At 27.6% G+C, this 22,349-nt stretch carries 22 protein-coding genes; 8 read left to right on the top strand and 14 right to left on the bottom strand.

The window, feature by feature from the left end:
* Positions 1-42: 42 nt before the first annotated feature.
* From M2214_RS07680 to M2214_RS07665, 4 genes are all read right to left on the bottom strand, one after another.
* The gene (locus tag M2214_RS07680) at positions 43-1,632 is read right to left on the bottom strand and encodes an NAD(P)/FAD-dependent oxidoreductase (RefSeq protein ID WP_248484347.1); all 1,590 of its coding nucleotides are present in this window, start codon (positions 1,630-1,632) and stop codon (positions 43-45) included.
* Between the two features lie 178 nt (positions 1,633-1,810).
* Positions 1,811-2,608 carry a Cof-type HAD-IIB family hydrolase gene (locus tag M2214_RS07675; RefSeq protein ID WP_248484345.1) on the bottom strand — a complete coding sequence of 266 codons (798 nt, stop codon included), beginning with the start codon at positions 2,606-2,608 and terminating at the stop codon, positions 1,811-1,813.
* Positions 2,609-2,644: 36 nt separating this feature from the next.
* Complete coding sequence (locus tag M2214_RS07670) at positions 2,645-2,953, bottom strand: hypothetical protein (protein WP_248484343.1); 309 nt, start codon at positions 2,951-2,953, stop codon at positions 2,645-2,647.
* Between the two features lie 98 nt (positions 2,954-3,051).
* Positions 3,052-3,318 (bottom strand): GIY-YIG nuclease family protein, encoded by a 267-nt coding sequence (locus M2214_RS07665; RefSeq protein WP_330651569.1) that lies wholly within the window; start codon positions 3,316-3,318, stop codon positions 3,052-3,054.
* A gap of 452 nt (positions 3,319-3,770) precedes the next feature.
* Here M2214_RS07665 and M2214_RS07660 point away from each other — a divergent pair, with 452 nt between their 5' ends.
* Entirely contained in the window at positions 3,771-4,937 is a 1,167-nt protein-coding gene (locus tag M2214_RS07660) for a DEAD/DEAH box helicase (RefSeq protein ID WP_248484341.1), read from the top strand.
* Positions 4,938-4,973: 36 nt separating this feature from the next.
* Here the strand turns inward: M2214_RS07660 and M2214_RS07655 are convergent, their stop codons facing one another.
* The gene (locus M2214_RS07655; RefSeq protein ID WP_248484340.1) at positions 4,974-6,959 is read right to left on the bottom strand and encodes a methyl-accepting chemotaxis protein; all 1,986 of its coding nucleotides are present in this window, start codon (positions 6,957-6,959) and stop codon (positions 4,974-4,976) included.
* Positions 6,960-7,367: 408 nt separating this feature from the next.
* Here M2214_RS07655 and M2214_RS07650 point away from each other — a divergent pair, with 408 nt between their 5' ends.
* The gene (locus M2214_RS07650; protein WP_248484338.1) at positions 7,368-7,892 is read left to right on the top strand and encodes an NUDIX domain-containing protein; all 525 of its coding nucleotides are present in this window, start codon (positions 7,368-7,370) and stop codon (positions 7,890-7,892) included.
* Between the two features lie 23 nt (positions 7,893-7,915).
* Here M2214_RS07650 and M2214_RS07645 read toward each other — a convergent pair whose 3' ends face one another.
* The 3 genes from M2214_RS07645 to M2214_RS07635 form a co-directional block, all read right to left on the bottom strand.
* A complete protein-coding gene (locus tag M2214_RS07645) occupies positions 7,916-8,467 on the bottom strand; it encodes a MerR family transcriptional regulator (RefSeq protein WP_248484336.1) in 552 nt (183 codons plus the stop codon).
* A gap of 193 nt (positions 8,468-8,660) precedes the next feature.
* A complete protein-coding gene (locus tag M2214_RS07640; RefSeq protein WP_248484334.1) occupies positions 8,661-9,542 on the bottom strand; it encodes a tRNA 2-thiocytidine biosynthesis TtcA family protein in 882 nt (293 codons plus the stop codon).
* A gap of 74 nt (positions 9,543-9,616) precedes the next feature.
* The gene (locus tag M2214_RS07635) at positions 9,617-9,973 is read right to left on the bottom strand and encodes a C-GCAxxG-C-C family (seleno)protein (RefSeq protein WP_248484333.1); all 357 of its coding nucleotides are present in this window, start codon (positions 9,971-9,973) and stop codon (positions 9,617-9,619) included.
* A gap of 131 nt (positions 9,974-10,104) precedes the next feature.
* Here M2214_RS07635 and M2214_RS07630 point away from each other — a divergent pair, with 131 nt between their 5' ends.
* Positions 10,105-10,305, top strand: a complete 201-nt coding sequence (locus tag M2214_RS07630; protein ID WP_248484331.1) for a hypothetical protein — start codon at positions 10,105-10,107, stop codon at positions 10,303-10,305.
* 8 nt (positions 10,306-10,313) lie between these two features.
* On the opposite strand, the gene M2214_RS07625 is transcribed toward M2214_RS07630, so the two are convergent.
* From M2214_RS07625 to M2214_RS07600, 6 genes are all read right to left on the bottom strand, one after another.
* Positions 10,314-10,811 (bottom strand): dCTP deaminase/dUTPase family protein, encoded by a 498-nt coding sequence (locus tag M2214_RS07625; protein ID WP_248484330.1) that lies wholly within the window; start codon positions 10,809-10,811, stop codon positions 10,314-10,316.
* 53 nt (positions 10,812-10,864) lie between these two features.
* Entirely contained in the window at positions 10,865-11,083 is a 219-nt protein-coding gene (locus M2214_RS07620) for a hypothetical protein (RefSeq protein ID WP_248484328.1), read from the bottom strand.
* 387 nt (positions 11,084-11,470) lie between these two features.
* The gene (locus tag M2214_RS07615; protein WP_248484326.1) at positions 11,471-11,932 is read right to left on the bottom strand and encodes a spore coat protein; all 462 of its coding nucleotides are present in this window, start codon (positions 11,930-11,932) and stop codon (positions 11,471-11,473) included.
* A gap of 220 nt (positions 11,933-12,152) precedes the next feature.
* Positions 12,153-12,344: an HIT family protein gene (locus M2214_RS07610; protein WP_256466726.1), complete on the bottom strand. Its 192-nt coding sequence runs from the start codon at positions 12,342-12,344 to the stop codon at positions 12,153-12,155.
* A gap of 32 nt (positions 12,345-12,376) precedes the next feature.
* A complete protein-coding gene (locus M2214_RS07605; RefSeq protein ID WP_248484323.1) occupies positions 12,377-13,585 on the bottom strand; it encodes an McrC family protein in 1,209 nt (402 codons plus the stop codon).
* On the bottom strand, positions 13,572-14,921 hold the full coding sequence (locus M2214_RS07600; RefSeq protein WP_248484322.1) for an McrB family protein: 1,350 nt from the start codon (positions 14,919-14,921) through the stop codon (positions 13,572-13,574). Before M2214_RS07600 ends, M2214_RS07605 begins: the two co-directional genes overlap by 14 nt.
* 589 nt (positions 14,922-15,510) lie before the next feature.
* On the opposite strand from M2214_RS07600, the gene dndB reads away from it, so the two are divergent.
* From dndB to M2214_RS07575, 5 genes are read left to right on the top strand one after another with little or no spacing between them, the layout of a single operon-like run.
* Positions 15,511-16,605, top strand: coding sequence for a DNA sulfur modification protein DndB (gene dndB / locus M2214_RS07595; RefSeq protein WP_248484321.1), 1,095 nt, complete (start codon positions 15,511-15,513; stop codon positions 16,603-16,605).
* The gene (gene dndC, locus M2214_RS07590) at positions 16,602-18,224 is read left to right on the top strand and encodes a DNA phosphorothioation system sulfurtransferase DndC (RefSeq protein ID WP_248484320.1); all 1,623 of its coding nucleotides are present in this window, start codon (positions 16,602-16,604) and stop codon (positions 18,222-18,224) included. Before dndB ends, dndC begins: the two co-directional genes overlap by 4 nt.
* Positions 18,214-20,373, top strand: coding sequence for an AAA family ATPase (locus tag M2214_RS07585; RefSeq protein ID WP_248484319.1), 2,160 nt, complete (start codon positions 18,214-18,216; stop codon positions 20,371-20,373). The genes dndC and M2214_RS07585 overlap by 11 nt, the downstream gene beginning before the upstream one ends.
* 2 nt (positions 20,374-20,375) lie before the next feature.
* Entirely contained in the window at positions 20,376-20,765 is a 390-nt protein-coding gene (locus tag M2214_RS07580; RefSeq protein WP_248484318.1) for a DndE family protein, read from the top strand.
* Positions 20,762-21,943, top strand: coding sequence for a cysteine desulfurase family protein (locus M2214_RS07575; protein ID WP_248484316.1), 1,182 nt, complete (start codon positions 20,762-20,764; stop codon positions 21,941-21,943). The genes M2214_RS07580 and M2214_RS07575 overlap by 4 nt, the downstream gene beginning before the upstream one ends.
* Positions 21,944-22,349 lie beyond the last annotated feature (406 nt).

Genomic DNA, 22,349 nt, shown 5'->3' with positions numbered 1-22,349 from the left:
AGTAAAAATAATATTTTTACTGGAAATTAGAGTATTATTGAATTAATCAATATATAGATATGATTTTTTAATAATACCAATCTTCTTCCACGCTTTCTTAAAGGCAGGTATTACATAATAATCTAGACCAAATGTACTTCCTGATCCAATTAAAGCAATACCTGAAATTATATACCAAAGCATATCCATAGTTGCTATACCAGAAGTCCAAGTCATTGCTGCAACGGCAATAGATATAATTAATGCAATATCAGTAAACAATCCAAGAATCAGTAGTAATCCAATAACTCCATGTCCCTGCTCCAACCACTTGTAACCGATAAATATTCTAAGAGGTAATAACCAAAGATTTGAAGATGCCTTTGCAAAACATCCACCAACAAAACTCCTATTATCTTTCGTATGGAAAAATTCATGTAATAAATAAGAGCAACATTTATTAAATCCAGCTACCTGGAAGAAATATACCAAGTTGATAAAATGTTTTATAAACATAGCCATAAAACCAGTCATTCCAAACATTTTACCAGGCATTCCAACAGTAGCTACACCATAGCGAGAACCTATACATACCATGCAACCATGGAAAGTTGGTTTATAGGATTTCTTTTCTCCACCTTTTATATCTTTATAAATATTATTTGCAACTAATGGAGCTGAATGTTCAGCATTCTCAACCATCTGAGGAACAGGTCTTTCTTGACCCTCTACAATATAGAATATATTATCACCTACAACATAAACATTATTGTAATCTACAGCTTGTAGTTTATCATTTGTAACTATTCTTTTTCTTCCCTTTTGTTCAATATCCACTTTACCTAAAATATCCGACCCCTCAACACCAGCTGCCCAAATTGTAGTATATGTGTCTATCTTACCTTTATCTCCTAATGTAACGGAATCTTTCGAAACCTCTGTGATACCTGCACCTGTTACTATTTCAATTCCTAATTTTTTAAGTCTTTTCTCAGCTTTTTTAATTAAGTTATCAGATAAAATTTGTAATATCTTAGGTGCACCATCTACTACATATAATTTTACTTCTTCCTTGTCTATATAGAAGTCCTCACATAATCTGTCTTTCCATTCACCTAATTCACCAATCATTTCTATACCTGTAAATCCACCGCCTACTACAACAAAAGTTAACATTTTTTGTCTTTTTTCTTTATTAGTTTCTTTTACTGCTTCTCTAAACATATGAAGAATTTGTTCTTTTAATTTAACAGCATCATCAAAATCCCATAATTTAAAAGTATTCTCTTGTGCCCCTGGTATTCCAAAGAAAGTTTGCTTAGATCCAGTACCCATTACTAAATAATCATATTCATATTTGGTGTTTTTTGATTTTAAAACCTTCTCCTTGAAATCGATATCATTTATTTCGTCCAGTACAACATTTACCTTTCTTCCAGCAAATATTTTCTTTAAATTAATTCTAATAGATTCCTCTGAAACTCTACCAGCTGCTACCTCATGAAGTTCTGTACGCATTGTATGGTATGGGTTTTTGTCAATAAGTGTAATCTCTACTTGATTATCATTTTTTAATTTATTTGCAAGTTTTTTTGCTGTTAATAAACCTCCATACCCTGCGCCAAGAAGCACTATTCTTTTTTTATTACTCATATTCTGCCTCCTTATAAATACAATCGTTTTCTTGACTCACACATAAATATTATATTTTCTTACGACATAAAACAATATTTTTTGACTATTGTCATAAGTAAAGTTAATACAATTTTTTTAATGATAAAAAAATAAAAGAGCTAAAACTCTAAAGTTTTAACTCTTTTATCATAAATTTCTATAAAAACAATTCTTCTATATACTTTGCGACCCCATCATCATTATTAGTATTTATAATCTCATTGTCAGGAAGAGCCTTCTTTAAATTCTCATCAGCATTTCCCATTACTAAGCCTTTTCCAACACTACTTAACATCTCAAGGTCATTAAATCCATCTCCAAATGCTACAACCTCATTAGATGGTATCCCGTAATTTTTCAGTATTTCCTCTAAAGCAGCTCCCTTTGATACTCCTTTAGCCATTACCTCAAGACATATAGGTAGTGAAAATGTAACGTGTACATGATCAGAAAACTTTGATTCAAGTTCTTCTTTTACTGATTTCAACTTATTTTGATCATTGCATATGAAAAAGAATTTTATACATTCATACGAATCTAAGTTATTAAAATCAACCATTTTATACATAAAACTAGACTCATCATTAAAATTACTCAACCATTCATTCTCTTTTTCTACAAGCCAATGATCTTCTTGATAAACATTTACATGAATATCATTATCAAACTTCATTTCTAATATAGACTTAGCTATTTCAGAGTTTATATTATGACACAATAATTTTTCATTTTTGAAATTATGTGCCCTTGACCCATTAGAAGTTATTAATACCGTATCTAAATTAAGCTGTTCTTTTATATGAGATGCATCCTTATGATGTCTTCCTGTTGCTATAAAAAACTTTACGCCTTTTTTTATAACCTTCTCAACTACACTCTTAGTATATTCACTGACTCTATGGTTACTATTAAGGAGTGTTCCATCTAAATCTGAAATTATTGCTTTATATCTCACCTTCAAATCCTCCTTTAAATATTAATTTAATTCAAATTATATCACTAGTATTACAATAAAAACAATAAAATTAATCATATACGTTAGCTTTATGTTTTTATGGTCTTTAATGTTCTTAGTACTTATATACCCACTTAATATATAAGCCGTTAATATAGATACTATTCGCAAAATATCATCATTTAAATTTATATATTTTTCAAATATACTAACATCAAGATAATAAATAGAATATATACTCAAATACAAGGTAACCGAAAGACCCGGTATCATTTTATTTAAATAATTAATTTTCTTTGCCGTATTGTTTTTTTTGCTATTTCTTTTTTTTGTCTTCTTAAACATTTATGTAACCTCATCTTTTATATTCTTATATATATAATAACATATTTGTCGAAAACAAAAAATAAAACAACAGCAAATATATAATAATCCTTATTATTTTATTTTTCAATTAATTTTAGTTTTTGTTGCCTTGTCATTTGTTTTATTTTATATTCTCGTTTTAGGGCTTCTCCCTTTGAACCATATTCTTCATAATAGCGTAATTTTACAGGAAGCCTACATCTTGTATACTTAGCACCTCTACCCTTATTATGTGTATTTATCCTTTTATCTAAATCATTAGTATATCCAGTATAAAGAGTGCCATCACTACACTCTATTATATAAACATAGTTAATATTGCTTTTATCTTCATTAAATATCATAAAAATCCCCCATTTTAAAATAAGCTACCATTATATAATATATCCTTAAAATCGCATAGTTTGTATATTGCCTATATATATTATACATCAAAACTATACTAATACTTTCCAATAAAAACCGTTAAGTATTATAAAAAATTCGTCTAGTTGCTACTTATTCATGTCTTTAACGATCCCTACGGGCTTCGTTGCTCACAATAGTTGCAAGTGTAGTTCTTCCATCAATGTTATCCACAAAACGAAAATTTTATAATTCCTTAGTTTATAAAAAAGTCATTATTCTAAAAATTATAGTTGTAGACTTTTTTGAAATTCGTAACGGAAATTATACTTATTACATAATTCAAATAAGAATATAATTTCCTACTCATTATAAAAAAATCCGTATTATGGTATCGAATATGCTCATATTAGGATATAATAGATTCATAAAATAAAAAAGGAGATACAAAATGCAAAACAAATTTAAACAGTATAATTTACATGAATTCATAGTGGACAACCTTACTAAATCTGATATTACAGAACCAACTAAGGTACAAAACGATACAATCCCCCTAATATTAGAAGGCATGGATGTCATAGGGAAAGCGAGAACAGGTACAGGTAAAACTTTATCTTATTTAATACCTATGGTACAAAAAATCGATTCAAATAAAAATGATTTGCAAATGCTAATACTGGCACCTAGTAAAGAATTGAGTATTCAAATACAGCAAGAGGCTGAAAGAATAACTCAAAATTCAGATATAAAAACTTTTTGTGTAGTAGAAGGTATGAATCTTGAAAAACAAATAGAGAGATTAAAACAAAAACCGCACTTAATAGTAGCAACTCCAGGAAGACTTCTACATTTGATAAGTCTTAAAAAATTAAAAATGCACAATGTAAATACAATAGCTTTAGATGAGGTTGATCAAATATTGGAGAAAGGCTTTTTATCAAAAGTTCAAGGTATAATAAAAACAACTTTAAGAGATAGACAGTTACTAAGCTTTTCTGCAACTATATCACAAGAATCTAATGATATATTGAATAAGCTTATGAAAAATCCTCAATTTGTCAACCTTGACCATATTAAACCTATACCTACAAAAATTAAGCACCAATATATAATAAGTAAGGCTCCTAGAAAAACAGATACACTAGTTGAAATACTAAAAACTGTAAAGCCTTCAAAATCATTAGTTTTTATAAACAAAAATGAAAATGTAGATAGATTTGTCAGAGATCTTCACAGACAAGGTTATTCAGTTGGAGGTATACAAACTAGAACTAAAAATCAAGATAGACAACACTTATTGTCATCGTTTAAAAAAGGAAAACTTAAAATTTTAGTTACTACAGATTTATTCACTAGAGGAATGGATTTTCAAGATGTAACTCATATATTTAATATGGACTTACCTCTTGATAAAGTAGATTATTTACATCGTGCAGGTCGTACAGGTAGAATGAATAAAGACGGAGTTGTTATAAATATAGTTAGAGATAGAGAAAAGTTTATAATGTACAAAATGATGAAACAATTAAACATAAGCCAAGAAGCTATAACAATTGCAGACAATAAAATAGTTCTTGTTAAAAATATAATCAGCAGAAAAAAAAGAAGATACTAATTATAAAACGGTGAACAAAGTGTTCACCGTTTTAATTTAAATATTAAACTTATTTATGCTATCATTAAGATCAAGCGAAATCTCATTCAATTCCTGAGCACTATTTGCAACATGTTCAACTGCTATAGATTGCTGTTCAACAGATGCATTTATCTCCTCAGATGAAGCTGCACTCTCTTCTGACACCAAAGATATGCTTTTGATACTTTCAACTATTAAGTCCTTATTTTTTGATAAATTACTCAAATTATTACTAACTATATTTATTTCACTTGTAATATGTTCTATTGAATTAGATATATCTTCAAATGATTTATTAACATACTGTACAGAATTAGTTTGATCTATAGAAATATTTTTTACTTCATCCATAATCACAACTGTATTCCTACTTTCTTCATATATAGAATCTATTATACTTTGAATTTCATTAGTTGCCATTCCTGAGCCTTCAGCTAACTTTCTTATTTCCTCAGCTACAACTGCAAATCCTTTTCCAGCCTCACCAGCTCTTGCTGCCTCTATTGATGCATTAAGTGCAAGCAAGTTAGTTTGGGTAGATATCGATCTTATAGTTTCTAATATAACACCTATATTTTCAGACTTATGTGTAAGTCTACCAAGAGCGTTTTCTATTTTTAGTATAGACTCGTTATTTAAATCCGTCTTTTTCTGAAGATCTTCAATAGATTCAATACCTACCTTGTTAAATGATATGACTTCATCTGTACCTTTTAGCATTTTATTTATATCACCTAATAATTCACTAAACTTATTATCCAAATCAAGAGCAAGCTTAACACCATTTTCTGCATCAGCAGATTGTTCCGCTGCACCTTTTGATATTTCATTTATAGATTCCGATATTTCTTGACTAGATGCACTAACTTCCTCGGTTATAGCTGCTAATTCATTTGATGACTCAGACAATCTTTTGCTTACTTCTTGGTTTCTTAATAAAAGATTCTTTATATTATGCACCATAATATTGAAATCATCTGCTATTTTACCTATTTCATCTTTAGATTTCACATCTGCTGATACTGTAAAATCGCCTTCTTTTACCTTGTTTATGCTGTATAATATCTTGTCTATATTTTTTGTAATACGATTAGAAAAAATAATTCCTATAATGGAAGCTAAAATTATATTTATAATTCCAAACCCAAATATAGCATGTAATAAATTATTACTTTTTTCTTCTATTTCGGTAAAATCTATAACTGAAACCATAGTCCAATCTGTATTTTCTAAACGCTTTAATGAAGCCATTTTTTTATGTACAGATCCATCTTCATCCTTTATGTCATAAGAAACTATATCTTCAGCTTGTTTATTTATCTTATCTAATATTTTAGGAACCCCTATACTCCCTCCTATTTTACTTTTATCTTTATTCGCTATAAAATTCCCTTTAGAATCTACAATACTTGCATCTCCCGATTTACCTATTTTCATACTGTTTACTTTATCAGCTATTTTTTCAAGCGTTACATCAGATGCAACTACACCTATAATTTCATTATCATTATTAAATACAGGTGCTGTAAAAGAAACTACTAACTCATTAGTAGCTTCATCTAAGTAGGCTGGTGTCATTATCGCCTTTTTTTCTTTTATAGCCTCTTTATACCAAGGCCTAGTTCTAGGATCATAATCTTCTGCATTATTATCGTAAGTATGATTTCCATCCTCAGTTCCAATATAAACCGACAATATCTCCTCATACGAATCAGCATACCCTTCAAATATTTCCCTACACTCATTTTCATATTCAGAATTTTCTAGTATACCTTTTAAGTATTTATTGTTACTTATAACTTCTATGGTTCTTACATGGCTATTTATGTATAGTTTGATAGCATCATTGGCATTAGTGTTAACATCTGTCATATACATTTCAAATTGATTTTTTAATATTTTTGTAGATTTATTATATGCTTGCGTTCCTAAAATACTGGCAGGTATTATTATTAATGATAATACCAAAATTATTATTTTATTTTTTATAGATAGTCTCATTTAATCCCCCCTTGTGGATAAGTCTATCTTACTATTATTTTTCATTTTTTTCAACATTTTTCTATATTTTGTTATTTTTCTCTATTTTTTTCAAAACAATATCGTTATAAAACGTTAATTTTGTCAATTATAAAAGGAGCCAGCAGGCTCCTTCTTAACATCTTTTTTAATAAGAAAGATTATAAACTCAACACTAAGCATATTACTGCTTAAAGTGATTCATCTTTTGTTGTTACTACATATTAATTTTATGCTGCAAAGCTCATTTTAATACCTCTAATGATGAAAAAACATAATAAATCATAAAATTCTACCTTTACATTAATTTTCTTAAATATATAATAGAATAGTATAATATAATTAAGTTTATTCAAAATTATAATGATGACTATATAAAGGAGCTTTTTGATGAGACTATTAAAAAAAATGATTCATAAAGATATAAATGAAATTAAAGGTAATATATTCGAAAGAAAAGCAGCACGAGCAATAATACTAGATGAAAACAAAATACTTTTAATGTATACTAAAAGATACGATGACTATAGCTTTCCTGGCGGAGGAGTCGACCCTGGCGAAGACTTAACCGACGGCCTCAAGCGAGAATTAAATGAAGAAACAGGTGCTAAAGATATTGAAATTATAAAAGAATTTGGTATCTTTGATGAATACAGACCAACTCACTATGAAGGATACGACCTTATGCATATGACATCATACTTTTATGTTTGTAAAATCGCTAAAGAACTAGGAAAACCTAAGTTAGAGGATTATGAGATTTCAAACGGTATGACTACAGTATGGATAGATATAGATGAAGCAATAAATCACAATACTAAATTAATTAAAACTCAAGATTCTAAAATGGGTCTTTCTGTTGAAAGAGAAACATTCATGCTTAATTTAATTAAAAATGAATTGATTGATAAATAGGGACTTTTTTAAGTCCCTATTTATTATCCAAATACCTTACTAAAAAATCCTTTTTTACTTTCCTTCCTATTATTTGCTAAATACAACATGAGTTTTTGATTCTCTACTCTAACTTGCTTTCTAACCTTATTGCTTATCTCTTCTCTTAAATTAATACTTATATCATCAAGTTTTTCGCTAATTTCATTTCCTAAATCTTCTTTTAATTTCTGTTCTCTTTCAATAACAATATCACCTATAGCCTCACCCATAATGTTTTTAAAATTTTCTGCCATAATTTTTTGAATATCCCCAATAGATTCTAATGGATTTACTTGAGTCAAAGTAGCGGCACATTCTTCATTAGATTTGTCAAAATTACTATTCTCTATATATTCCTTTATAAATTTGTTTCCCATTCCTTGTTGTTTATGTTTTTTTATATTTTGCATTAACTCAATATCGTAGTCTGTATAATTTCTATTTCCATTATCATCTCTATATACTTTAAGTCCGAATACTTTTTCCCAATTTCTTAAAGTCTTTTTATTCAATCCAGTCTTTCTAGACACCTCACTAGTAGTATATAACTTCATAACTAATCCCCCCTACAAAAATTACATATATTAAAATTCGCTTCATGCTAACCCATGGCTCATGTCGCCAAAATTATAAGCAATAAAACAAGTAATTCTAACCATATTTTTTAAGTTCAACAAAACCATTTATATTCCTTTAATCAAAAAAAGAGTTAATACAACATATTCGCTGTATTAACCCTTTAAAATATTATTCTTCATCATAAAACTCCAAATAAGAGTGTTTTTTAGAGTCTTTTTGCCATCCCAAAATAGCATCTATATTAACATTTTCTGCTGCTTTGAATATAGATTTATCTATATCCTGAAAATCAAGCTTAAGATTTTTTATAAGCTCTTTTATCTCAGTCCTCTTATTAGAAGTTCTCTTAGCAGCAACCATACACGCACAATTTAGTGGCCATATACCGCTATTTTGTGTGAATGTTTGTATGTCATTTTCTCTTATATAATACATTGGTCTTATAAGTTCTAGTCCTTCGTGATTTGTAGACTTTAGCTTAGGAAGCATCGTTTTAAAGCATCCTGCATAAAACATATTTATAAGAGTAGTTTCAATAACATCATTAAAATGGTGTCCAAGTGCTAACTTATTACATCCAAGCTCTTGAGCCTTTGAGTATAAAGATCCTCTTCTCATCTTAGCGCACATATAACATGGATAATCTTGAGCTATTCTATCTATTACCTCAAATATCTGTGATTCATATAAATGAATAGGTATATTTAAATAATTACAATTATCTATTAAAAGTTCTTTTATATTCTCATGATATCCAGGATCCATAGCTATAAATTCAAGTTCAAATTTTATTTGCCCATGTCTTTTAAGCTCTTGAAATAGTTTTGCCATAAGCATACTATCTTTTCCACCTGATATAGCAACAGCTACTTTATCTCCATCCTTTATAAGTTCATAATCCTTTATAGCCTTTACAAACTTTGACCATATACGTTTTCTATAAGTCTTTATTATACTTTTTTCAATTTCTCTAACTGGCTTTCTTTCATTAAATGGTATTAATATCTCGCATCCGCTTCCAGCAATACCGTTGTTTTCTTGATTACTCATTATGTCACCTCTCTTTAACAAAAGTATTATAGCATTTTTTATAAATTATGTCTCTGTATTAATCTTCCAAAAGCTTACTCTATACTATCAATATATTTATCTACATAATCAATCAATTCTTTGCAGCTAACCTTATTTCCTTTTAATTCTTTACATATAACACTTCCATACTCTTGTTCTATTTTGTTCATAAGTTCCTTAGTGTACATTCTAGCTTCTTTTTTTTGACTTACATCTTGTCCACCTTTTAAAACTCCTATAGAACTAACACCTGCACATATAGCTCCACATACACTTCCAACTGCCATACCATGGCCCATAGAACTTGCTATTTCTACAGGTATTTGTGTATTCTTTTTTTCATTAGTTGCTTTAATTACAGACTCCGCACAATTATATCCATTTCCAAAATAGTCTAATGCTTTTTTCATTTATATATCTCCTTTTAAATTTAATATAATGCCAAAATATATTGTACCATTATATTGCAAAAAAATGTATAGAACTATGCCATATATGTCAATAATTAAGACTCATACTAAACTTAACCGGAGGTATATTTATGTTAGAATACAACGAATTAAAACACATACTACATTCAATAGAATATTCTATAAATAACTTAGAAAATAGTTTAGATAAATATAGAAAGTGTTTACCAGAATCCGAGAAACTAGAGATAATAGCTCAAATACAAAAATACAACGATATACAAAATAAAATAGAAAAGCTAACCGTTAAAATGGAAGCTACAGCTAATTAAATATATAATTACTTTGATGTTGAGCCTATACCACCTACTCTACGAACCTCAACAGGCTCATCATCATCTGCTATTAAATACTTTTGAAATATACCTTGTGCAAATGCTTCTCCAGATTTAACCTCAAATTCTTTATCTCCCTCATTCTTTAAAGCTATAAATATATGCCCTTCATTCTTTTCATTATTATAGTAATCAGAATCTATTAGTCCAACTTGATTTTTAAGTCTTATATTGTACTTAAAGCCATGGCTACTTCTAACCAATATGTACAAACATTCATCCGCTTTCATATAACTTTTAATCCCAGTCGGAACCACAATAGACTCCCCAGGACTTAAAGTGAAATCATTTACACAATAGAAATCATATCCAGCCGACAAACTAGTAGCACGTCTCGGTTTTTTCATACTATTATATTTTTCTTTTATAACTTCATCACTTAAATCTTTTCCTAAAATCTTTTTAAATTCACCATAACTTACTACTTCAAACCCTCTTGTCATATAACTCTCCTTTTATTAATATATTTTCTTTTAATATATTAACATCGGATTTTCTATTTGTATATATCAATATTTTGATTATATAATTCATTAGTCCCAATTGTGCATCTTACTTTACTCGATATTTCCTCATACTTTTTTAGTTGATATATTATATCAACTTTATCTAGATCACATAAATGCTCACTATATTTATTTAAATAATTCTCCAAATTAGCTATAGAATAATCTAATGATTTGGATATAATATGTAGATCATCTTTTTTAAACATAAAAAACCTCTCCTTCCTACTAACTACATTCTATCCAAATATATGTTAATTAATAACAAAATAAAACCCTAAAAACTAAATAATTTAGTCTTTAGGGTTTTATTTGTAAGAAAAATCCATAACTTATTTCTCCTTTGCAATATCTACTTATTGTACTTACTATTAGTTATTCCATATCTAAGTACTAAACACAATACAACTAAGATTAATGCTATTACATATAAATTCAAACACATACCCCCTTTAATAAGATTCACGAATTATTTTTCGACTTTTTCCGATTTAATTCGCATTTATACGAATCTTTTATATAATTATATCCTATTTTTGTATTTATTTCAATAGGATATAATTATCATCTGATAATTATATCCTAAGTCAAACTTCCTATTGAGGATTATAAATCCCTTTACTTCTCATATAATTAAATATACCTTCACCATGTTCTTGCTCTTCCTTTTGTATATGGTTAAGAACCTGTCTTACATTCGTATCGCAACACTCAAATATAGTAATATTATATGATCCAGATATATACTTTTCAGCCATTAAGGCATCTTTACACAAAAGAGCATCTTGTGGATCGTATGTATTTGCAGGAGTAAAAGTTTGAGCTTGGTTTTGTTGTTGCTGTTGTCCGCCACCGCCAACATTTGGAACAGTACCACTTAGTATCTGATTTATACTGTCTAAATGCTGTTGTTCTTTAGTTACATACCCATTGAACAATTGTTTAAGCTCAGGACATTTAGCTCTTTGAGCATAATCAGTATAATTGTCAATACACATCTGCTCATGTATCTTTTGATCTTCTAATAACATTCTTTCTTTTTGAGTTAGATTTAACATAATAAACACCTCCTTTTACTATTTTTTTCAATATTACAGTTTTTATACATAAAAATTCGTCTAGTCGCTACGCACTGACTCATGTCGCCAACGATCCCTACGGGCTCCGTTGCTCAAAAATAGTTGTAAGTATAGCTCTTCCATCAATGTTATCCAGAATTTGAAAATCATATAATCTCCATAAGCGTAAAAAAGAAGTAGTTAAACTACTTCTTCAAAATTAATATATTCTCTTATTAGAAATAACCCCTCTTACTCCACCAGTAAGATTATCTATATCACCTTTATATCTCGTTATTATATGAATGTGCAGATGCATAACAGTTTGACCTGCATGTTCTCTACAGTTGATCCCTATATTGTATGCATCTGGTGAGTACTTATCATCTAACATATTTTTACACTTATAGATTAAGTCTAGTATAGATATCTTCTAAATACCATTTAAGAATCTTCTAATATATTTAATAAATCTTCTAAAAACTCCTTACCACTATTTTCTATATTTTCTCCAATATTGAATATAAGACTGTGAATTTTTATATCATTTATATACAAACTATTAACACTGCATAATTCTGATGGGTAAACTAATATAGCCTTCTTACACCCTTTAGAAACAGCATATGTAGTTATCTGATAAATATCTTCTCGCTTAGGTTTTTTTGTGTTTTTATATTTAGTATCTATAACACATTTTGCTTTACCAGTTTTTCTATCATATATTACTAAATCTACATGAAAAATCATTTCATTTTTTTCACCTACATAAACTTTTTCTTGATATTTTAACTCTAATTGTTTAGGTAAATTAATTTTTAACCATTCTGCAATAAATAACTCAAAAATTCTTCCCATATTAACTATAAATGGCAACATGTTTGTCGTTCCAATTTTGTAAGTTGGTCCTATATTTTCTAAAAATAACCTACACAAAGAATGTATTGTCTTATAATCATGATTTAAACTAGTATACCTTCTATTTGAACACTTATAATGACTTACTCGTTTTAATGAAATAAAATTTGACATACTTCTATACACTGATCTAATAGTATCCTTTAAATCCTCCTTTAATAGATTACTTTTTAATATAGTATATATTGTCCATAATATTATCTGATTTTCTTCATTATCAGTAGTATCTTCATAAAATTCACATTTAATATTTGATCTTATTGGATTTCTGATCAAATAGTCCACATCTATTTTTCCTGATACATAAGTAAGAATATCTTCTCTTTTTTCATAAGTTTTGTAATAACCGATTTTTCCTCTTTGTACAACTTTTTTAACCAATACTTTAGCTAATTGGTTATAAAAATCTAAAATACTTTCACACTCTATTAATCCATCTAATATATGAAAACTTTTTAACCTATATGCATACTCCCACATTAAAAATAAATTTTTTATTAATATTTTAGGTTTAAGTATAATATCTAAATCTCTATTAATCCTAATATATCCAACCCATCCTAAACAAGTCAATCTCCACTTATTATCAGTGATTCGAGATGGAAATTCTAAATTTATTTGCTTACTATACTCTTTCCATATATATTCACCTGTAGATTCATCTAAAAATGATTTATCTAACTCTGTAGGATTGTACTCTATAAGTTCTATAACTTTTTTATTAGACATCACCATACAATTGCTCCTCTATGTTCTTCCATGAAAAATCATTAATTTTATCTGATTGATCAAAAAAATACTCCTCTAAATAAGGTACTATTTCCATCTCCCAAATATCTTGTATACACTCTTCCAAATTACTATTTAAAAAATACGAAATTCCTAATTCATAACGTTTATCGTTAATATGTTTGTTTATATTCTTTAAGATACTAATTAATTTATCTATTGGAAAACTACTTTCTAAATGATATTTCTTTAAAACTTTATAATTTGGTTGTAAACTTAAAAAAGCAAATCTTCTTCGAATAGCATTATCTACTAATGCAATAGATCTATCAGCAGTATTCATCGTTCCAATAATATAAATATTTTTAGGTATATCAAAATTTTCTCCACTAGCCAATTTAATTGAACTATTTCTATATTCTAGCAAATACATTAATTCCCCAAATACTCTTGATAAATTTGCTCTATTTATTTCATCTATTATTAATACACTGTTTCCTTTTCTTTTTCTAGCTTTATCGCAAATCTCAATAAACCTTCCTTTTTCCAAGTTGTATGACAATTTTCCTTCTCTATCAATTTTAGGTCTTATACCCTGTATAAAATCCTCATATGCGTAAGCTGGATGAAATTGTACTAAATCAACAAAACCATCTCCCTCTGACAATAGTACTTTAGCTAATTTTTTAGCTGTATATGTTTTACCTGTTCCTGGTGGACCATAAATTATAGCTTGTCCTTTACGCTTAATAGCTTCTAACCATTTATTTATATTGTCTTCTGATAAACCTATATCTCTACTACATTTTTCAATATCATATATGAAATTTACTTGTCGTTTATCTTCAAAACCACTTTCAAATGGTTCACCAATATATTCCTGGTATTTTTTCCCTTTATCATTTAAAACTAATTTTAATTTATAACAATCCATTTCTTCTGTTCTATAAAACTCTATATATTCACCTATTTCATCTGGAACAATTATATTACTTTTACCCGTAATTTTTCTATTCTCTTCAATATACTTAATACTTGAACTAAACTTTTTTCTGAAATACTCATTTAACTCTTTGTTATAATTAATTCTCAAAATATATCCTTCACAATCGCTTCTCTTACGTTTTTTAATTGTAGCCCTAAATATTTTATCTTCTATCAGAAACTTTACTTCCCTACGTTGACCAATCTCCAGTATTCTACCTTCTTCTACTAGAATAAAATCATCTTGATACTCTTTAGGTATAGGTGTTCCACCTTCAACTATTGAATAATCAACCTTTTTACTCCCAATTAAATTATGGTTTTCATTACATTTATTCCAACTATTTTTTCTCACCACTACTAACACCTCTTAATACATTTAATATCATTCAATTCTTTCTTTAAATATATTTAATATTTTTATAACATTTCAACTGTTAACATACCATTTTTAATTTAATAACATTATCAATCTTTTAAAATTCACAATTATCTTTGTTTTATAATCATATTTTATCTATATTAGTAATTATAAAAAACATTTCTATGCTATAAACTAGAATAAATCCTTATTAAAATCTGATTATCTTCATTTCGCCCAAATTATATCATACATTTTTTAAAAAACTTGTCATAATTTGTCTTGATATATTTTTTAACATATATATTCACTTATACTTTCTTGAGGCTTGCACTTGTAATCTTCTATGCGTTTTTGAATTAAGTTTAGTTTTTTACATTTGTTGGAGTTTTATTTTTCTAAATTTGAACTAGCACAACGCGTTAATCTTAGAAAGAAGATATAATATTTTGGTTATATTGAACGAAGCAAAATCTACTTTCTACATTAAACTACACGTATATATTTCGAAATGAAATCTCCTATTTACATTACGTACGTAAATGTTATAATAAATATGTAATATTACGTACGTAAGGAGATAAAAATGTATAATAATTTTTTTTACTCATTTCCTGCAATGAAAGGAAAACAGGCAAATAGAGACTTTTTTGTCATTATGTGCCCTCTTTCAATATTATCTAAACTATTTATATTTAATGAAGAGGAGTTACCGCCTGAACATAGGGCTCAAAGAATTCTAAATAAAAATCGTATACCTGAGATTGCTCAATACATAATCGATAATCCTAAAGATTATGTATTTTCTTCATTGACTTCATCAATTGATGGAAATTTCGATTTTTCACCAATTGACAGTCAATTAGACGAGAACATAGGAATCCTCAAAGTTTCTATGGATAGTAGACTGCTAATTAACGATGGACAGCATAGACGAGCTGCTATTGAAGAAGCTTTAAAGGCAGATCCTTCTCTTTCTAATGAAACAATATCTGTTGTTATCTTTATAGATGAAGGATTGAAACGTAGCCAACAGATATTTGCAGATTTAAATAAACATGCTGTTAATGTTTCAAAGTCAATTGGAATCTTGTATGATTCAAGAGATCCAATTGCGACTATTTCTAAAGACTTAGTGGAAACAAATAAGAATTTAAAATACTATACGGACAAAGAAAATCCTTCTTTATCCAAATTTTCAGCAAAACTATTTGCTTTAAGTAGCATACATGAAACTAATAAAAAGTTACTAAATAAATTAAAATTAACTGATAAAGAATCTGTTAGTTTTGTTAAGGAATTTTGGGATGTTTTGTGTGATAGTATGAGTGAATGGCAATTAGTATTTTCTAAAGAACTTAGTCCTGCAAAGTTCAGAGGAGAGTTTATTAGTTCAAGCGGTGTAGTTCTGGAGGCCCTAGGCTTTGTAGGTAATTATCTATATAGGAATCATCCAAATGAATGGAAAGATATTTTAAAAAATATCAAGCATATCAATTGGAATAGAACTAATCTTGATGATTGGCAAAATAGAGTTATAGGTGCAAATGGAAGAATTGTTAAAAGTGCTTACTATATAAAACTTACAAATAATCTTATAAAGAAAAAACTTGATTTGCCATTAACAAAAGATGAAATAAAACTTGAAAATGATATTAAGAAAAAAGGAAGGCAACTATGATGAAAAACGACTTTAAAGATACTTTAAATTTTATATTAGAAGAGATGAAAATGGTATATAAAAATGATAATAGACCTTGGATTATTGGATATAGTGGTGGTAAAGACAGTACTGTTGTTGTTCAGCTTGCTTTTAAAATGTTAGAGAGCTTGCCTGAAGAGGAAAGACATAAACATATATATATAGTTTCTTCTGATACATTAATAGAAAATCCAATAGTTTTAGGTTATCTACAGGCTAATTATAACGCTATAAATGAATATGTAAAAGATACTTCCTTGCCTATTTCATCACATATGGTATACCCTAAATATAATAATACCTTTTGGACTAATATAATTGGAAAGGGTTTACCGACTCCTACTTCAATTAGATTTAGATGGTGTACTGAACGTTTAAAGATTCAACCTTCTAATGACTTTATTGAAACAAAGGTTAAAGAAAGTGGCGAAGTTGTATTATTACTTGGAGTTAGAAAAACTGAAAGTATAGCAAGAAAAAATAGAATAGAAAAAAGAGAAATAGAAGGGTATCTATTTACACCTCATAATACTATTAACAATACATATGTGTATAATCCTATTGTAGAGTTAACAACAGATGAGGTATGGAAGATACTTTTAAGTGACAATGGTGTTACTCCTTGGGGGACAAATAATAACGATTTACAAGATTTATATATGGGTTCAGATGGTGGAGAATGTCCTTTCACTATTACTAAAAATGCTAAAGGTCAAGTAGATACACCTTCTTGTGGTAATTCTCGTTTTGGTTGCTGGTCTTGTACTGTTGTTAAGGAAGATAAGTCTTTAACTGGTTTTATAAAAAATGGCGAAGAATGGCTACAACCTCTTCTTGACTTCAGAAATTGGTTGCTTAGTATAAGAGATAAGCATGAATATAGAAGACAATATAGAAGAGATGGAAACCATTATTATAAAAAGTTACTATTGGATGATTTACCTATAAACTACAACTTAGAATTAAATAAAAACTATATTTTTAATGAAGGAAATAAAGAATATATTGATTTGAGGAACTCTGCTAATGACATTCAAGAAGGCTCTAAAGAGTCTTCAGATAAAGAAAAAATATATTTAGAATTATTACCTTTAATTGATAATTATAAAATTGATCCTTCTAAAGTTTTTGAAAGTGATAAAGGTAGTTATATAAATGTGCTTGGATATGGACCTTTTAATTTTAAAGCTAGAAAAGAAATATTACAAAAACTATTAGAAACTCAAAAAGAAATGGATAAATACATTGACTTTCCACTGATAACTATTCAAGAACTTGAAGTTATTGATAAAATTTGGGATGATGAAGAAGACTTGACTTGTCGTTCATTAGTTGATATTTATTATAATATCTTAAGAAAAAAGTTGCCTTGGCATGATTTTAAAAAACCTATTTTTGATGATGAAACTTTATTTAACATAAAAGATCTAAATAAACAGTTTAATCTTCCAGATAATTTAATATCTACTTTACTTATAGAAACTAATAAAAATAAGCATTTTACAAACAAAACAGTATTAGATAAATCTATTTCAAAAATCTTGAATCAAAAACATCTACACAAAAGTATAGTTGAGGAGATAGAAAATGATAATTAATAGTATAAAAATGAAAAACTTTAGATCCTATGAAGATGAAACTGAATTTTCTTTTACTCCTTTGGAGAATAAAAATATTATTTTAATAGGTGGAGAAAATGGTTCTGGTAAATCTACTCTATTTGAAGCTATTAAGCTTTGTATTTACGGACCTAGCAGTTATGGATACTTAGGAATTAATCCTACCTACTTAGATAAGATTAAGAATAATATAAATAATAATGCTTTTAAAAATGAAACCGTTGACTGCAATCTTTCAGTTACTTTGACTTTCTTTGAAGGAACCAAAACAAATAAATATATCCTTAATAGAAATTGGATATATGCTAACAAAAAAATAGTAGAGAGCTTTGAAGTTTTTAAAAATGATATATTATTAACTGAAGATGAAGTTGAATTTTTTAATAAATATCTTCAATCAAATATTCCGCGTTCTCTATTTGATTTTTTCTTTTTTGATGGTGAAGAACTTAGTGAATTCTTCAATGGTAAAAATTCATCAAATAACTTGAAAGAATCTGTATTACAATTATTTAATTATGATACTTTTAATGTTTTAAAGAAACACCTTCTATCTTTTCAAAGGCAAATTACTAAACAAAATGGTAGTCTTGCTGATGTTGAAACTCAATATGATGAAACATTAAAAAACTTAAACAGCATTCAATATAACATTAAAAGCATAAAAACAAAAATATTAAAAAAGAAAGATAGTCTCAATACCTTAATTATGGAAAAGAGTTTATTAGAAAAAGATTTTAAAACTTCTGGAGGGATACTAGAAAACGAAGAAAAGGCTATAAATTCTAAGATACTCTCTCTTGAAAACGAAAGAACGTCTATTAATCAGTATATTAAGGATTATTGTAATGAAATATTACCTTTTCTATTAATTACTGATTTATTAAAAGATACAATGAGCCAAATTGAAAAAGAAAACTCTATTTCTTCTTATAAAAGCATTAAAAATAAACTTTCAGGTTATGTTATCGGCAAATCACTTTCTTCTCATAATATATCAGAAATTGATGAAAATAAGTATAATGAACTTGCAGTTACAATCCTGAACAACATGTTCGATACAAAGGAGCTTTCTATGGTAAGAGAATTATTGATGCTATCCTCTGAACAACAAAATAATGTGCTATCTACTCTTAATAACATAATTGATGGTGAAAAAGAATTAAAAAGCAAATTACTTGATAACTATAATAGACTTAAAGAAATAGCTCAAGATATTAAAACTCAAAGAGATAAGCTTAATTCTTCAATTACAGGTGACTTTGTAAACAATTACTTGAAAAATATAAGCAATATAACTGATAAAATTCATTCTACTGAAAATGAAATAATATCTTTAAATTATGATCTTGATTCTTATTTAGAAAAAGAAAAAACGGCAATTTATAAATATAACAGAGCTAAAAATACTTATACTTCTTCTATGCAAGATGATAATATTTTAAATCTTTCATCTAAAGTAGTTGACTATCTCGATACTTTACTAAGTAAATTAGCTAAGGATAAATTAAAGTTAATAGAAAACAATTTCATAGAAATTTTTAGTACTATAATAAGAAAAAGTGATTATGTATCTAGTATTGTTATTGACTCTAATTTCGAATCTACTCTTTATGTTTCAAAAAATTATAGCACATTAGAGATTTTAAATATTATTAATAACCTAGGGGTCAAGGATATTGTTAAAAAATATGGTTTAAAATTTATAGAAGATCTTTTATTAAAATATAATGCTAAGTCTTTCGATGAATTTTTTGATTTATTTAATATTAACCCATCATTTGATAATATAAGTTTAAGAACAAAAGTTAATGTTAATGACTTCTCTAAAGGCGAAAAACAAATATATATACTTTGTTTAATTTGGGCGTTAATAAAAAGCTCTAAAATAGAAATACCATTTATAATTGATACCCCTTATGCTAGAGTAGATGAAACTCATAGAAAATCATTAACAATTAACTATCTTCCAAATATAAGTAAGCAAGTTATTCTTCTATCTACCAATGAAGAGATTGATTCTAATCTTTATGAAATTATTAAGCCTTATACTTGTCATGAATACTTACTGCTTTATAATGAAGAAGAAAGAAAGACTGAAGTTAAAAAAGGATATTTTGAGGTGTAATTATGGGATTTAGATTAAAAACAGCAAAGAATACTAAAGAAATTTTTGAAGAAATAAGCTCTAGTAGCAAACTTAAACCTTTTGCACTATGCAAAATTGCTATATCATTATCTCTTAGAGATTCAAATTCTATTGACGATTTTGAAGATACAGACACAAATGGACTAGAGCTACAGAGATCTACTGTTACTGGTGAATTTGACACTATATATAAGGCTTTAATAGAAATGAACTTACAAAGACATTTAACTGATGATGAGTATTATCCTGTCTATACCAAAAAACATATAGATAAAGGTGCTCAATTACTATCTAAACTATATGATTATTCTGGAGGAAATCTTGAGAAATTTTTAAAACATGTTGCAATTAAAGGAGATGTATCCCTATGATTTATCTTGATAATAGTGCTACTACACCTATTGACCCTGAAGTTTTAGATGCTATGCTTCCCTTTTTAAAAGAGGAGTATGGCAATCCTTCTAGTAGACATTATACTTTAGCTGTTAATGCTGAGAAAGCTGTTGAAGAAGCACGTGAAAAAGTTGCTGCTTTAATAAATTCGAAGCCTGAGGAAGTGATATTTACTGGAGGTGCTTCAGAAAGTAATAATTTTATTATTAAAGGTGTAGCAGATTATAAAAGATTTTATGAAAATAAAGGAAACCATATAATAACATCTACTGTTGAGCATAAATCTGTTCTTCAAACTTGTAAATTTTTAAATGGAGAAGTATTTGATAACAGAAGTAAAAGTAATGCTGTAAGCAAATTTGTAAAGCTAAAAAATACTTCAAAAAAAATAGACAGAGGTTTTGATGTTACTTTCCTTAAAGTGAATGAGTTTGCTCAAGTTAGTGAAAAAGATTTTAAAAACTCTATTACTGAAAAAAGTATTTTATCTTCTTTTGTTTGGGGAAATAATGAAATAGGTTCTTTAAATCCAATTGAAAATTTATGTTCTATAGCAAAAGAAAAAAATATATTATTTCATTCTGATGCTACTCAAGTTCTTGGTAAAATCAATATAGATGTATGCGAAATACCAGTAGATTTTCTATCCTTTTCAGCCCATAAGCTTTATGGTCCTAAAGGTGTTGGTGCTACCTTTATACGAAAAAATAGCTACACACATAATCCTATAACCGCTTTGATCCATGGTGGACAGCAAGAATATGGATATAGAGCCGGTACTCATTCTGTTCATAATATTGTTGGTTTTGGTAAAGCTTGTGAAATAGCTAAAAGAGATATGGACGAATATATGAAAAAAATAGTTCTTTTAGAAACTGAAGTGAAAAATTTACTTAATGAAAAATATCCTGGTATTGAATTTTTAGGTGATGAAAATAATAAGATTCCTGGAGTTATTGGTATGATTATTCCTGGTATAATTAATGAGATGTTTATTAAGGATTTATCTGATAGAATAGCTATTTCTGCTGGTTCTGCTTGTGGAATTAGTGAACCATCTTATGTTATAGATGAGATTGGTAAAAAATCTGTTAGTTCACAATTTATACGCTTGACCTTATCTAAGTATTCTTCCATATCAAATCTTATATTTTAGAGATATTACCGAATCAACTATCAAATATTATACCCGTAGAAAACTTCTACGGGTATAATATTATTATTTCCATTTTTTATATAAGCTACTATCTGAATACATAATTTTAAGTGTGTAAACTTCTAAAAAATAGTAACAATATAAGGTATAATAGAACTATCATTTTAAAAAAAGATGCACACTTTTTACGTTAAACAAAAGTGAAATATTAATAAAATACTTGTTAAAACTGCTAGATATGTTTAAAGATTTATTTGAAATACAAACCAATAAATGCTAGAAGCAGAGCTTGATGTTCATTTAGGATATTCTAAATATGGCTACAAGAATAAAAAATTAAAAACAATAGAAATTGATATAGAAGCAAAAAAAGTCCTATATGATTTTATATAAATAAATTTAAATG

This window comes from Tepidibacter aestuarii, from assembly GCF_934924865.1.
In the GTDB taxonomy this organism is placed as follows: domain Bacteria; phylum Bacillota; class Clostridia; order Peptostreptococcales; family Peptostreptococcaceae; genus Tepidibacter_A; species Tepidibacter_A aestuarii.
The sequence above is the reverse complement of the archived record's forward strand: the minus strand, read 5'-3'. Positions and strand labels throughout refer to the sequence as shown.